Raw genomic sequence first — 13,354 nt, 5'->3', positions numbered from 1 at the left:
CGCCGGCTCAGCTGCCCGGCTTCCCGCCCTTCTCGGACGCCTTCGCCGCCCGGTCCAGCGCCGCCTTCAGCTTCTTCTGGGCCTCGCCGTAACCGGCCCAGTCGCCGCCTTCGCGCGCCTTCTCACCCTCCTCGTAGGCCTTCTGCGCATCGGCGAGGGCCTGCTGCACCGTCTGGTCGGACGGTGGCTGGCCGGTGTCGCCGCCGCCCGGCGGCTGCTCGGTGCCCGCACTGGGCGCCTTCTTGCCGAAGACCACATCCAGCGCGTCCTTGAGGGAGTCCTCCAGGACGGGCTTGTTGTCGCCGTAGCTGACCAACACCTTCTTCAGGAGCGGGTAGTTGGTGTTGGCGCCGCGCAGATACACCGGTTCGACATAGAGCAGTCCGCCGTCCAGCGGCACGGTCAGCAGATTGCCGTACTCGATCTCCGAGTCGCCGAACTTCTTGAGGATGTTCAGCTCATTGGCGATCGTCGGATCGGAGTTGAACTTCGACTGCACCAGCTGCGGGCCGGGCACCGGCGTCTCCGACGGCAGCTTCAGCAGTCTGATCTTGCCGTAGTCGCCGCTGGTCGCATTGGCGTCGACGGCCATGAACGCACCGAGGTTGTCGCGCTTGTTGGGCGTAAAGGTCGTCGTCAGCGAGAACGTGCGGTTCTTCTGGTCCGGCATCTTCATGCTCAGGTAGTACGGCGGCACCGCGTTGCCCGACTTGGTCGTCGGGTCGTTCGGGATCTGCCAGCGCTCGGAGCCGGTGTAGAAGGTGCCGGGGTCCTTGACGTGGTACGTGGTCAGCAGTTGACGCTGCACCTTGAAGAGGTCCTGCGGGTAGCGCAGATGCTCCTTGAGCGCCGGGCTTATGGCGCCCTTCTTCTCGACCGTGCCGGGGAAGGCCTTCATCCAGGTCTTGAGGACCGGGTCCTTCTCGTCCCACTGGTAGAGCTTGACCGAGCCGTCGTAAGCATCCACCGTCGCCTTGACGGAGTTACGGATGTAGTTGACCTGGTTCTGCTGGGCCACCACCGCGCGCTGGCCGTCGGTGAGCGAATCGGCCGTGCTGTCCCCGAGCGTGGTGCGCGAGGCGTACGGATAGCCGTTGCTGGTGGTGTAGGCGTCGACGATCCACTTGATCCGGCCGTCGACGACCGCCGGGTAGGCGTCGCCGTCGATGGTCAGCCAGGGGGCGACGGATTCGACGCGCTCCTTGGGCGTGCGGTTGTACAGGATCCGCGAACCGTCGCCGATCGCGCCGGAGTAGAGGATCTGCGGCTCCCCGAACGCCACCGCGTACGCGGCGCGGTTGACCGGGTTGCCGAGGTTGACGCCGCTCTTGCCCCGGTAGCTGTAGCTCTTCTCGCCGCTGTCGTCGGAGTAGTCCAGCTCCTTCTGCGGACCGCCGACGATGGAGTACTGCGAGGTCTTCTCGCCGTAGTAGACCCGCTGCTGGTACGAGCCGAGCTGCCCCTTGGCCGGCAGATCCGACTCCGTGTACTTCGGACCGCCGCCCTCGGCGGCCTCCGTCCCCTTGGCGGCGACCGCGCCGTAGCCGTGGGTGTACTTGAAGTGGTCGTTGATCCAGTTGCGCTCGGGGATACCGGCGATGTTCAGCTCACGCAGACCGATGACGGTGTCCTGCTCGGCGCCGTCCTTGTCCTTGTAGCGGTCGACGTCCAGGGTGGACGGGAACTGGTAGTAGCCGCGCACCTGCTGCTGTTGCTGGAAGGCCGGCGAGACCACGTTCGGGTCGAGCAGCCGCATGGCGGCCGTGGTGTCGGCGTCGTCGCGCAGCCGCCGGCTGTCCGCCTTGCCGGTGGGCCGGTAATCGCCCTTGTACGGCGTGACCTCGGAGTCCTGGATGCCGTACGCGTCCCGGGTCGCCTTGATGTTCTGCTTGATGTACGGCGCTTCCTTGGCCTGCTCGTTCGGCTGCACCTGGAACTTCTGCACGATCGCCGGGTACAGCCCGCCGATGAGGACGGCCGAGAGCACCATCAGGCCGAAGCCGATCACCGGCAGCTGCCAGGTCCGCCGCCAGAGGGTGGCGAAGAACAGCACCGCGCAGATCGCCGCGATGAAGAACAGGATCGTCTTCGCCGGGAGATAGGCGTTGGCGTCGACATACCGCAGGCCCGTCCAGTTGTCGGCCGACTTCAGGCCGCTGGACTTGACCGCGAGGCCGTACCGGTCGAGCCAGTACGCGATCGCCTTGAGCGAGACGAAGATCCCCAGCAGCACCGACAGATGGCCGGTCGCCGCCGCCGTCGCCCGCGAGCCGGGGCTGGTCAGCCGCAGCCCGCCGTAGAGGTAGTGGGTCAGCGCCGCGGCGACCAGACACAGCACCGCGCAGGCGAAGCCGAAGCTCAACAGGAAGCGGTACCAGGGCAGATCGAACGCGTAGAACGCGACGTCCATCCCGAACTGCGGGTCCTTCGTGCCGAACGGGACGCCGTTGACCCACTGCAGCCAGGTGCGCCACTCGCCGGAGGCGGAGGCTCCGGCGATCAGACCGACCACCGCGGTGATCGCGATCAGCGCCCACTTCTTGAACGGCGCGATGCTCATCCGGTAGCGGTCCAGGCTCTGCTGCTCCATGGACATCGCGCTCAGCGGCGGCCGCAGCCGGTGCGCCAGCCAGATGTTGACGCCAACGGCCACGGCCATCAGGACGCCGAAGGAGAAGAACAGGCCGATCTTGGTCCACAGGGTGGTGGTGAAGACCGAGGAGTACTTGACCGATCGATACCAGAGCCAATCCGTCCAAAACCCCGCAAACATCACGAAGAGCATGGCCAGTACGGCCAGCACACCCAACGTCATGAGCAGGGTCCGGATCCGCCGCGATGGTCGGCCGACTCTGATCCGTGGCCCTGTCGGGCCTCCGCCGCGGTCCGGCATCTGGAAAGCCAAGGTGCGCACCTCGAAGTTCGCTGTCGTGTGGAGCAGGCCCGGCGATAGTAGGACCCACCGATGCAACTTACGAAGGCTTTACTCAGTTCCCGCTTTCCGGGGTACACAAGGCACGATGTTGAGCATGACTGACCTTCCTGGCTCTCCCGCTGCCGGCACCCCGCTCGCCGCCGACCCTCTGACCCGCGCGGTACTCGAAATCGACGAGTACAGCGCCGGGCTCGGCTGGGATCAGCCGGCCCGACTGTTCGCCCTCGTCGACACCGCCAAGCTGCGTGCGCAGGAGCCCTCGCTCGCCGCCCAGCTCGGCATCGACGACTCCACCTCCGCGTCCCTGACCCCCGTGGAACAGGACGAGATCCCGGCGGGCGTCCCGCTGGACGAGTTCCTGGCCACCATCGCCTGGCCCGACGCCGTCACCGGCTGCGCCCTGACCGTCGAGCGGCTGATGCTGCCGCCGTCCGCCGAGGAGTCCGAGCCCGCGGGCATGGACGAGGCGCAGCTCGCCAAGTGGGTCGCCAAGCACCCGGACCGCCAGGAGGTCCGGATGACGGTGGCCGTGCTGCGGGACGGCCGCCGGGAGTCGGCGCTGCGGCTGCGCGAGAAGGACTCCACGTCCGAGGTCCTCACCGGCTCGGCACTCGTGCCGGGTCTCGCGGACGCGCTGGCCGCGACGTTCGAGGCCTGATCGCGGGCTTCCGGAGCCCCTCACCGGGCCGGACGGTCCGCGTCCGGCTCCCGGGGTTCCGGGGCCTGTCCGATGAGGCAGGCCCCGGGGCGAGCGCTTTCTAGGACCGGCCTGCGGGGCTGCAGCTCGGCAGGCCGGCGGTGTCACCCTTACGGATCTTCTCCAACGCCTTGACGGCGTCGCCTATGGTGCCGACCTTGACCAGGGTCAGCCCCTTGGGGGTGTCCTTGGCCGCCGTGGCGCAGTTCTCCTTGGGCGTCAGGAAGAACTCCGCGCCCTTGTCGCGCGCACCGACCGTCTTCATCGAAATGCCACCGATCGGGCCGACCTTGCCCTGGTCGTCGATGGTGCCCGTGCCGGCGACGAACTTGCCGCCCGTCATGTCCCCCGGCGTGAGCTTGTCGACGATGCCGAGCGCGAACATCAGCCCGGCGCTCGGGCCGCCGACATCGGCCAGCTTGACGTCGATGGGGAACGGGAAGACATGGTCCATCCCGGCCTGGATGCCGACGATGGCGCGGCCGTCCTCCGCCTTCTGCGTGGCGATCGTGACCTGCTTGACGCCGGACTGCGGCGTCTTGCCCCGCTTCTCCGCCGCGGCCGCTTCCTTGGCGGGGATGATCGTGAACACCGCCTTCTCGCCCGGCTTGTGCTCGGTGACCAGCTTGGCGACGTCGCTGGTCTTCTTGACCGCCGTGCCGTCCACGGCCTTGATCACGTCGCCGGCGTGCAGCCGCCCGTCGGCGGGCTTGTCCTTGACGACGGAGCCGACCACGGTCTGTCCGGCGACCGGGAGGTGCAGCTGCCGGAGGGCGGCGGCCTTGGCGCTCTCCTGGGACTGGCTGAACTCCTCGGCGTTCTCCTGGTCGGCCTGCTCGGCGGTCTGCCCCTCGGGGTAGAGCGTCTTGTGCGGCACCACGGCGTTGTCGTGGTCGAGCCAGCCGTAGACCGCCTCGAAGAGGTTCATGCGGTAGTCGGGGCCGGTGACCCGGACCGTGGTCATGTTGAGGTGGCCGGTCGTGGGATACGTCTTGCGCTGGGAGATCTGCAGCACCGGCTCGCCGTCATGATCACCAAGGGTGTTGACCGTCGGCCCCGGAGACATCTCGGAGTACGGCACGGGGATCAGCACCCCTGCGCAGAGCAGCGCGATCAACATCAGGATCGAGGCGAGCAGCGTCGCGGTGCGGCGTGGCATGGAACGACAGTACGGGACGGGTATGACAACCGGCCCGCGGGGCCGTCCGTACGAGGCCGGACCGCGGCCACAAGACAATCGCCACCCCGGAGGGTGGCGATGACTTCCGCGCAGAAACGGCGAATGGGCGAATCAGACCGGCTCCGGCTCCGATGCGGGATCGGAAACGGAATGTTCTTTCTCCATGGCATCCCGGAACCGGGCATAACCCGCGAGTTCCGCCACGTCCCCGGTCTTGCGATTCCGCAGGGCCCAACTGCTCCACACCGCGGCAACCAGCCCGGCCCCAACCGGAATCAGCAACCAGAGAAGCGCACCCATCAGCGACCTCCCAACCCCTTTTACGACCGCGATCGACGAATAAGCAGATTAACCATCTGCTGGGTCAACGCTCATGCCAGGGGGCGGGTTACGCAACCGGAACTCAAGGCACCGGTTCGGCCTCCCCTACGGAGATGGTCATTCCGTGACGCCGTCCGCCCCGGCTCTTCTTTCGCCTGCCCGGAGAAAGCGCGCTCACGCACGGGAAAACGGGCGGATACGCCCCCGCCCTACCGCCCGTCGCCCGACCTCCACCCTCAGAAGACGGGGCTACGCCCCCACCCATTCCTCGGTCCCGTCAGCGAACGTCTGGTGCTTCCAGATCGGCACCTCGTGCTTGAGGTCGTCGATCAGCTTGCGGCAGGCCTCGAAGGCCTCGCCCCGGTGCGGGCAGGAGACCGCGACGACCACGGCCAGATCGCCGATGCGCAGATCGCCCACCCGGTGGACGGCGGCCAGCGCGCGGACCGGGAAGTCGGCGATCACCTTCTCGGCGATCCGGCGCATCTCCGCCTCGGCCGTCGGGTGCGCGGAGTAGCCCAGGCCGTCGACGTCGGCGCCGTTGTCGTGTGAGCGGACCGTGCCGACGAAGAGGGCCGTGCCGCCGGCCGCGGCGTCTCCCACGGCCGCGAACACCTCGTCCACGGACAGCGGGGTGTCGCGGATCTCCAGGAGCCGGACCGGGTCCGCCGCGGCCCGCTCACCGGGGTGGTAGCGGCCGGGGGACGAAGAGAAGGGCGTGCCAGACATACCCCCATCGTGCCGTACCGGAGGAGCCGCGGGAATGACCGTATCCGCCGGTCATCCGGGCCGCCGTATGGAGACTCCTCCAGCCCGGCGGCCCCGGTTCCGGCTCAGATGCGGCGGCGGGCCTTACGGGCGCGCCGCACCAGCGCGGCGGTACCCAGGAGGGCGACGGTGGCACCGGCGGCACCTGCGGCGGTGGCGTCCTTGCGGCCGAGCCTGCGGCCGGCGACGGTGTGCCGTCCGGCGACCTCCTCCAGGAGCTCGGCGAGCACCTCCTCGTTCGTCCAGCGGGGCCGCCAGCCGGCGTCGTGCAGCCGGCTGCCACTGACCACCCAGGGGTGCATCGTGTACGCGAGGTCCCCGGCGGGCGACGGCGTCAGGCCGATGCGGTGCAGCCGGGCGGCGGCGCCCAGGGCGACCGAGGACGGCAGCTCCATGCGCCGGATACCGGACAGCTCCTCGACCTCCTCCTGCTCCAGCCAGCCGTCGCAGCCCACCGCCAGCTCGCCGTCGACCTTCTCCAGGGCGGCGTACTCCAGGGCGCTGACCAGGTCCTCGACGTGGCAGAACTGCCAGGCGGGGCGGGAGCCGGCGACGACCAGGAGGCGGGGCGACTCGAAGTAGCGGGTGAGCGCGGTGTCGGTGCCGCCCACCAGGACCGCGGGGCGCAGGACGGTGACGTTCAGGCCGGGGTGGGCGCGGGGCGCGCGGTGCGCCAGGTGCTCGATCTCCAGCAGGTCGCCGACCCCGGTGGCGTCCGCGGTGGCCCGTAGTTCGGCGTCCTCGGCCAGCGGGACGTCGTTGTCGGGCAGCGCCCCGTAGACCATGGCGGAGGTGCAGAGCACCACCCGGTGGACACCGGCGGCCGCGGCGGCGGTGAGCACGGTCTGGGTGCCACGCACGTTGTAGGCGGTGCGGGCGGTGGCGTCGGTCTCCAGGTCGAGGTCGAGCGCCAGGTGGACGACGACGTCGGCACCGCGCAGCTTGTCGGCGATGGCGGGGTCCCGCACGTCGAGGACGTGCCAGTGCGCCTCGGCGATGTCGCCGCGGCGCTCATCGATCGCCACCACCTCCTTGACCTCGTCGGATGCGACCAGGGCGCGGGTGAGCAGCGCCCCGACTCCGGACGCGGCTCCGGTGACGGCGATGACGGGCCGGCGCAGCGGCCGGTCCGTGCTGCCGCCTGCGTTACTGCCTGCCTTCTCGGTCTGTGCCGCAGCGTTTCGCGCTGCGCGAACGGTCGGATCTGGGGAACTCACCGGGCGTCTCCAGCGGTTGTCTTCAGTGCGAACGTGTGGTCATGCGTACGCACCAGGTGGCGTCCATCCTGCCGCAGCCACCGGGACAGCGAAGCACCGAGCCCCGAAGCGGTCCCGGGTGTCTACGCTGGAGGTGATGTCGGGCAGCCGCCGTCGGCCACCTGGTCGGCGGCCCTACGAGCCGAGGAACCCCGTGAGTGACACCCCATTTGGATTCGGCCTTCCGCCGGAGGAGCCGGAGGACGGCGACAACGGCAAGAAGAAGGGCGGCCAGGGAGGTAGCCAGGGCCCCGCGGACCCCTTCGGGTTCGGCGGCGGGAGCGGCGGCGCGGACAATCCGTTCGCGGCGCTCTTCGGCGGCATGGGCGGCCCCGGTGGCGCGATGAACCCTGGAGACCTGGGAGCCGCCTTCCAGAAGCTCGGCCAGATGCTCTCCTACGAGGGCGGCCCGGTGAACTGGGACATGGCCAAGGACATCGCGCGGCAGACCGTCGCGCAGGGTGCCGAGGACGGCAGCAAGGACGCGAGCCTGTCGCCGGGTGAGCGCAGTGCGGTCGAGGAGGCCGTGCGGCTGGCGGACCTGTGGCTGGACGGTGTGACGTCGCTGCCGTCGGGCTCCGGCTCGGTGGTGGCCTGGAGCCGCGCCGAGTGGGTCGAGGAGACCCTCCCGGTGTGGAAGGACCTGGTCAACCCGCTCGCCGAGCGCGTCGGGGCGGCCATGGGCGATGTGCTGCCCGGGGAGATGCAGGCCATGGCGGGCCCGCTGCTCGGGATGATGCGTTCCATGGGCGGCGCGATGTTCGGCACCCAGATCGGCCAGGCGCTGGGCGTACTGGCCGGCGAGGTCGTCGGTTCGACGGACATCGGACTGCCGCTCGGACCGGCCGGCAAGGCCGCGCTGCTGCCCGGGAACATCGCCGCGTTCGGCGAGGGCCTGGGCGTCCCGGAGGAGGAGGTGCGGCTGTATCTGGCCCTGCGCGAGGCCGCCCACCAGCGGCTCTTCGCCCATGTGCCGTGGCTGCGCTCGCATCTGTTCGGTGCCGTCGAGGGCTATGCGCGCGGCATCAAGGTCGACACGACCAAGCTGGAGGACGTGGTCGGCCAGATCGATCCGCAGCACCCCGAGGAGCTGCAGAACGCCCTTCAGCAGGGCATGTTCCAGCCCGAGGACACCCCGGAGCAGAAGGCGGCGCTGGCCCGTCTGGAGACCGCGCTGGCGCTCGTCGAGGGCTGGGTGGACGCGGTGGTGCACGCCGCCGCCAAGCCGCATCTGCCGTCGGCGGACAAGCTCCGTGAGACGCTGCGGCGGCGCCGGGCGAGCGGTGGCCCCGCCGAGCAGACGTTCTCGACGCTGATCGGTCTGCAGCTGCGTCCGCGGCGGCTGCGGGACGCCTCGCGGCTGTGGGCGTCGCTGACGGACGCGCGGGGCCTGGAGGGCCGCGACGGCCTGTGGGAGCACCCGGACATGCTGCCGACGGCGGCCGATCTGGACGACCCGGACGGGTTCGTGCACCACGAGCAGCTGGACTTCTCCGAGCTCGACAAGATGCTCGGCGAGGCCGCGAGCGGCGGCAAGCCGGATCTGGACAAGCCGGCCCGGGAGAACGACGGCCCGGACGAGGCCCCCGGCGAGAGCAAGGGTGACGGCGAGAAGTGAGTCTGCGTGAGGACGCGGCGCGGGTGCTCAAGGAGTGGCCCGCGCCGTCCCCGGAACAGGATCAGCTGCGGCTGACGTACCTGGATCATCTCGCCGCCCATGAGGACGGCATGTGGAAGCCCTGCAAGGACGGGCACATCACGGCCAGCGCGCTGGTGATCGATCCGGCGGGCGGGCGGGTGCTGCTCACCCTGCACCGCAAGCTGGAGATGTGGCTCCAGATGGGCGGCCACTGTGAGCCGGAGGACGCCTCGCTGGCCGACGCGGCGCTGCGGGAGGCGCGTGAGGAGTCGGGGATCGCGCGGGGGCTGACGCTGCTGCCCGGCGGCCCGGTGCGGCTGGACCGTCATCTCACGCCCTGCGCCTGGCATTTGGACGTGCAGTATGCGGCGCTGGCGCCCGCGGACGCGGTGGCGGAGATCAGCGACGAGTCGCTGGACCTGCGGTGGTTCGCCTACGACGAGGTGCCCGGTGTCGCCGATGACTCGGTGGTGCGCCTGATGGAGCGCACCCGCGCGCTGCTCTAGCGGGCAGCGGCAACGGCTCCGGCGCCCGTCCCTTCCCGGGAGCGGGCGCCGGAGGCGCGTCAGCGGTGGACCGGCGGGCCGGCGGGCCGGCGGGCTCAGTTGGTGAAGATGTTGCCCTGGTTCTGCCCCCGGGCGCCCTGCTGGCCCATGCCGTACTGGGCGGCCACACCGGCGCCGATGACGGCGTTCTGCGGCGGCAGCAGCTCGCTGGGCTGGACCAGCGCGTAGCCCTGCCCGAGGAAGCTCAGCTCCCAGCCCTCGCCGGTGTTGCCACGCCTGCGGAGCACCCCCGAGGAGTGCGTCTGCGCCTGCATCTGGACGCGCAGCGAAGCGGACCAGGCGACCACCGCGTCGGCGTCGGCGCTGACGTACTTGTCCGGCGTGACCTGCAGCATCAGCGGCTGGCCTGAGGTCATCAGGGCGACCTTGCCGCGTCCGGAGATGTTGAGCTGGTACTTGCCGGTGCCGGAGATCCCGTACTGGCTGTCGACGGAGACGACGTCCCAGTGGAGGCCGGAGTCCAGCGCCAGGACATAGCTGCTGTCGACGGTCAGGCCGTCGTGGTCGACGTCGACGACGTGGACGTACTGGGCGAGGTTGGCCAGATAGACCGTGCCCTGCCCGGAGACGCGCATCAGATCGAGGCCCTCGCCGGAGTACGCGCGGGTCCGGTGCTGGCCCGGCGTCTGGTAGTTGCCGTCGAATTCGAGCATGCCCTGATAGGCGACCATCGTGCCCTTACGGGCGAGGACGTCCTCGTGGCCCTGGAGGGCGACCCGCAGCAACTGCTCGTTCTGCAGGGCGTAGCGGTCCTGGGTCTGTGCCTCGGTGAAGGCGAAAAGCGGACTCTGCATGGCGTGTTCGGTCCTCCCCCTCAGCCCCGGGCCCGGAGCCGGTCGGTGCTGTCCTCGCTGGGCTGGACGACGACGAAACCCTGGCCGGAGAAGCCCAGTTGGTACGCCTCGCCGCTGCCGCGCCCGATCATCGAGGACGCCTTGAAGCTGCGCTTGCCCTTCATCTTCAGGTTGGTCGACCAGGCGACGAGGGCGTCCGGGTCCACATAGGTCTCGTCCTCGCCGCGGCCGCAGTCGACGACGATGGGCGTGCCCCGGGAGGTCAGGGCGACCCAGCCGGTGCCCGAGATCTGGACGTTGAAGAGTCCCTGACCGGCGAACTTCGCCATGCCCTTGACGCGCTGCACGCCCCACTGGAGGTGGGCGTCGAGGGCGAGGAGGTTGGTGCCGTTGACGGAGAGCGCGTCGTCGTTGAGGTTGATGCAGACGACGTCGGCGCCGTAGTCGGCGAGGTAGAGCAGGCCGTCGCCGGAGCACTTCATCAGGGGCGCGCCTTCGCCGGTGAGCCACTGGGAGGCCATCTGGCGGACGGCGGGCGGGTTCGGCTCGTACTGGACGAAGCCTTCGTAGGCGACCATCGAGCCGGTGCGTGCGAAGACGTCCTGGCCGCTCTGCATGGCGATCTTCACCATGGCGTTGCCGTGGTTCTCCATGCGGGCGGCGGGCGGGGTCGGGACGTAGCCCGACAGCTGCTGCTGGTTCATGACGTGCGGGCTCCCTCAGACCTCGTAGGGCTGGACGACGATGAAGTTGCCGGGCGCACCGCGGAACTGGAGGTTCACGGTCTCCCCGGAGTGGCCGGGGTAGGCGTGCCGGCGCACGCTCACCTGGCTGGAGATGATCACCTGGGAGGCGGCGGACCAGGCCACGATGGCGTTGGCGTCGGCGAAGGTGGTCGGGGTGACCGGCAGCACGACCGGGGTGCCCTGGGTCTTGACGACGAGGGTGCCGGTCCCCTGGAACTGCATGGTGAACAGCGCGCCACCGGGGATGCCGTGGCCCTCGATACGGCGGACCTCGTGCTGCAGCGACTCGTCGAAGGCGAGGACGGCTTCGGCGGACACACAGATGGCGTCGCCCTGCAGCTCGATGGGGTGGACATGGGCGCTGTTCTCCGCGAAGAAGACCTGGCCCTGGCCGGTGCAGCGCATCAGCTGCATCTCCTGGCCGGTGGCGTTGCCGACGATCCGGCCGCGGAAACCGGCGCCCTTGTAGCCGAAGTCGACCTTGCCCTGGTAGAGCACCATGCTGCCCTGACGGGCGAGCACCGGCTGGCCGTCGACGCCGAGGTCGACGCGGATCAGTTTGCTGTTCTGCGGAGTCCAGCGCTGACCGGTGGGGGCTTCCTTGTACTTGTCCAGTACGACGCCGAGGCCGGGACCGCCGCCCTGGGGGACGGCCGGCGCCTGGCCGCCGCCGTACGGGGCGCCGGGGGGCTGCTGTCCCGGCTGGCCGTAGGGGGCGGGCCGGCCCTGCGGCGGACCGTATCCACCGGGCGGCGGCGCGGGCTGCCCGTAAGGAGGTGCCTGTGGGGCCGGCTGACCGGGGTGGCCGCCGGGGGCGGGCTGCGGTGCGCCGTACGGGTCCTGACCGGGCGCCGACTGGCCGTACGGGGCCGGCGGCTGCTGGCCGGGTACACCGGGCGGCGGGACCGGGCCGCCGGCCGGCGGGGCCATCGGCGCGGCGAGGGTGGGCGCGTTGTGCACCTGCGGGGCGGTGGGCTGGGGTGCGGCCGGGGGCGCCTGCTGCGGCGCACCCTGGGGCGGGCCGAACGCGGGGGCGGGCTGTGGGGCGGGCGCCTCGGCGGGCACCCCGAAGGAGGGCGCGGGAGCGGCCGGTCCGGACGGCGGGGCGAAGCCCGGTACGCCCTGGGCCGTGGCGGGCGGTTCGGTCTGTGCCCCGTCCTCTTCGGCGACCTCGCCGCCGAAGTTCTTCAGCAGCGCCTCGAGGCCGCCGTCGAAGCCCTGGCCGACCGCGGCGAACCGCCAGACGTCCTTGAGGTAGAAGTCGCCGAGCATGACGGCGCGTTCGGTGCTGAACTCGCTGCCGGTGAAGGAGTAGCGGGCGACCTCTTCGCCGCCGGCCACGATCCGGAGGTAGCCGGGGCCGATCTGCGAGACCTGGCCGGGGCCGTCGAGCGCGGCGGTGAAGGAGAGCTTCTGGATGTGCGGCGGGATCTTGTCGAGGGTGACCCGGAACGACTCGCTGTCACCGGCCTGCGCACCGAGCAGCTGGATCGACTCCTCGGGCGACGTCGGCTGGTTGAAGAAGACGAAGTACCGGTCGTCGGAGAGCCGCTCGTCGGCGTCCAGGCCGAAGCAGCTGATGTCGAAGGTCAGGCCGGGTCCGGCGATCTGCACACCGACGTACAGATCCGTTCCCGCCGTCAGATCACTGATTTTGGCCTTGTGGCCCCGCTGGAATTCCCTGGCCATACGTAACGCCCGTCCCCCGCTCCCGCTGTGAGTTCTCCTGAGCGGCCAGGCTAACCGCTGGCGCCGACAGCGGGCGATGCCGGGGCGCGGCGGATGTTCGGCCCGTTCGCACCGTCATCCGCCGTCGCACCGTCATTCGCCGCGGGCGACGGGCAGCCGGGGCAACCGGTCGGCCGCGACGACCCCTTCGAGATAGCCACGGGCGCGTTCCGTACGGGGGTAGGACTCCAGCAGGCGCCAGAACTGCGGGCCGTGGCCGGGGACCAGAAGATGGGCGAGTTCGTGCAGCAGGACGTAGTCGACGACGTACTCCGGCATGCCCTGGAGGCGGTGCGAGAGGCGGATGCTGCCCTCGGCCGGGGTGCACGATCCCCAGCGGGTGTTCTGGTTGGTCACCCAGCGCACCGAGGCGGGGCGGGCCCGGCCTTCGAGGTACTGGCCGGACAGCCGCTCGGCGCGCTCGGCCAGCTCGCCGTCGCCCAGCATGCGTTTGCTCTCCTGGGCGGCGAGCTTGTCCAGCATGACGGTGACCCAGCGCCGCTCCTCCGCCTCGGACATACGGGCCGGAATCAGGACGACGGTGCGATCGCCCTCGCGGTACGCGGAAACCGTTCTGCGCCGACGGGAACTGCGGCGCACCTCGACGGCGCTGGTGCCCGGACCGCGGGCCGGGGGGCCGGGAGCGGCCCCGCGCGAGGTGTCAGCGGCGCGGCGCAGCGGGGTCTCCCCTGAGCCGTGGGCGGGAGGGTCGGCGGGCACGCGC

General features: G+C 70.5%; 12 protein-coding genes. 3 read left to right on the top strand and 9 right to left on the bottom strand.

Translation table 11 applies throughout. From position 1 onward, the window contains the following. Positions 1–7 precede the first annotated feature (7 nt). A complete protein-coding gene (locus tag ACFW5B_RS24495; RefSeq protein WP_386443542.1) occupies positions 8–2,893 on the bottom strand; it encodes a UPF0182 family protein in 2,886 nt (961 codons plus the stop codon). A gap of 127 nt (positions 2,894–3,020) precedes the next feature. Between ACFW5B_RS24495 and ACFW5B_RS24490 the strand changes: the two genes are divergently transcribed. Next, positions 3,021–3,593, top strand: coding sequence for a PPA1309 family protein (locus ACFW5B_RS24490; RefSeq protein WP_386443375.1), 573 nt, complete (start codon positions 3,021–3,023; stop codon positions 3,591–3,593). Positions 3,594–3,693: 100 nt separating this feature from the next. Here the strand turns inward: ACFW5B_RS24490 and ACFW5B_RS24485 are convergent, their stop codons facing one another. The 4 genes from ACFW5B_RS24485 to ACFW5B_RS24470 form a co-directional block, all read right to left on the bottom strand. Further along, complete coding sequence (locus tag ACFW5B_RS24485) at positions 3,694–4,791, bottom strand: PDZ domain-containing protein (RefSeq protein ID WP_386443373.1); 1,098 nt, start codon at positions 4,789–4,791, stop codon at positions 3,694–3,696. A 132-nt stretch (positions 4,792–4,923) separates the two neighbouring features. After that, positions 4,924–5,112 carry a hypothetical protein gene (locus ACFW5B_RS24480; protein ID WP_386443370.1) on the bottom strand — a complete coding sequence of 63 codons (189 nt, stop codon included), beginning with the start codon at positions 5,110–5,112 and terminating at the stop codon, positions 4,924–4,926. Positions 5,113–5,382: 270 nt separating this feature from the next. Then, complete coding sequence (locus ACFW5B_RS24475; RefSeq protein WP_386443367.1) at positions 5,383–5,862, bottom strand: molybdenum cofactor biosynthesis protein MoaE; 480 nt, start codon at positions 5,860–5,862, stop codon at positions 5,383–5,385. A 104-nt stretch (positions 5,863–5,966) separates the two neighbouring features. Next, positions 5,967–7,118: an SDR family oxidoreductase gene (locus ACFW5B_RS24470; RefSeq protein ID WP_386443364.1), complete on the bottom strand. Its 1,152-nt coding sequence runs from the start codon at positions 7,116–7,118 to the stop codon at positions 5,967–5,969. A gap of 193 nt (positions 7,119–7,311) precedes the next feature. Between ACFW5B_RS24470 and ACFW5B_RS24465 the strand changes: the two genes are divergently transcribed. Next, on the top strand, positions 7,312–8,775 hold the full coding sequence (locus ACFW5B_RS24465) for a zinc-dependent metalloprotease (RefSeq protein ID WP_386443361.1): 1,464 nt from the start codon (positions 7,312–7,314) through the stop codon (positions 8,773–8,775). Continuing rightward, positions 8,772–9,302: an NUDIX hydrolase gene (locus ACFW5B_RS24460; protein WP_386443358.1), complete on the top strand. Its 531-nt coding sequence runs from the start codon at positions 8,772–8,774 to the stop codon at positions 9,300–9,302. The genes ACFW5B_RS24465 and ACFW5B_RS24460 overlap by 4 nt, the downstream gene beginning before the upstream one ends. A gap of 95 nt (positions 9,303–9,397) precedes the next feature. Here ACFW5B_RS24460 and ACFW5B_RS24455 read toward each other — a convergent pair whose 3' ends face one another. The 4 genes from ACFW5B_RS24455 to ACFW5B_RS24440 all read right to left on the bottom strand — a co-directional run bounded on the left by ACFW5B_RS24455 (position 9,398) and on the right by ACFW5B_RS24440 (position 13,350). Next, positions 9,398–10,156 (bottom strand): AIM24 family protein, encoded by a 759-nt coding sequence (locus ACFW5B_RS24455; protein WP_386443355.1) that lies wholly within the window; start codon positions 10,154–10,156, stop codon positions 9,398–9,400. Positions 10,157–10,176: 20 nt separating this feature from the next. Beyond that, entirely contained in the window at positions 10,177–10,860 is a 684-nt protein-coding gene (locus ACFW5B_RS24450) for an AIM24 family protein (RefSeq protein WP_386443352.1), read from the bottom strand. Positions 10,861–10,875: 15 nt separating this feature from the next. Then, positions 10,876–12,591, bottom strand: a complete 1,716-nt coding sequence (locus ACFW5B_RS24445) for a TerD family protein (protein ID WP_386443350.1) — start codon at positions 12,589–12,591, stop codon at positions 10,876–10,878. Positions 12,592–12,723: 132 nt separating this feature from the next. Beyond that, complete coding sequence (locus ACFW5B_RS24440) at positions 12,724–13,350, bottom strand: M48 family metallopeptidase (protein WP_386443347.1); 627 nt, start codon at positions 13,348–13,350, stop codon at positions 12,724–12,726. Positions 13,351–13,354 lie beyond the last annotated feature (4 nt).

Source organism: Streptomyces sp. NPDC058773 (genome assembly GCF_042746015.1).
Lineage (GTDB): Bacteria > Actinomycetota > Actinomycetes > Streptomycetales > Streptomycetaceae > Streptomyces.
This window is presented reverse-complemented; position numbering and strand designations above follow the sequence as displayed.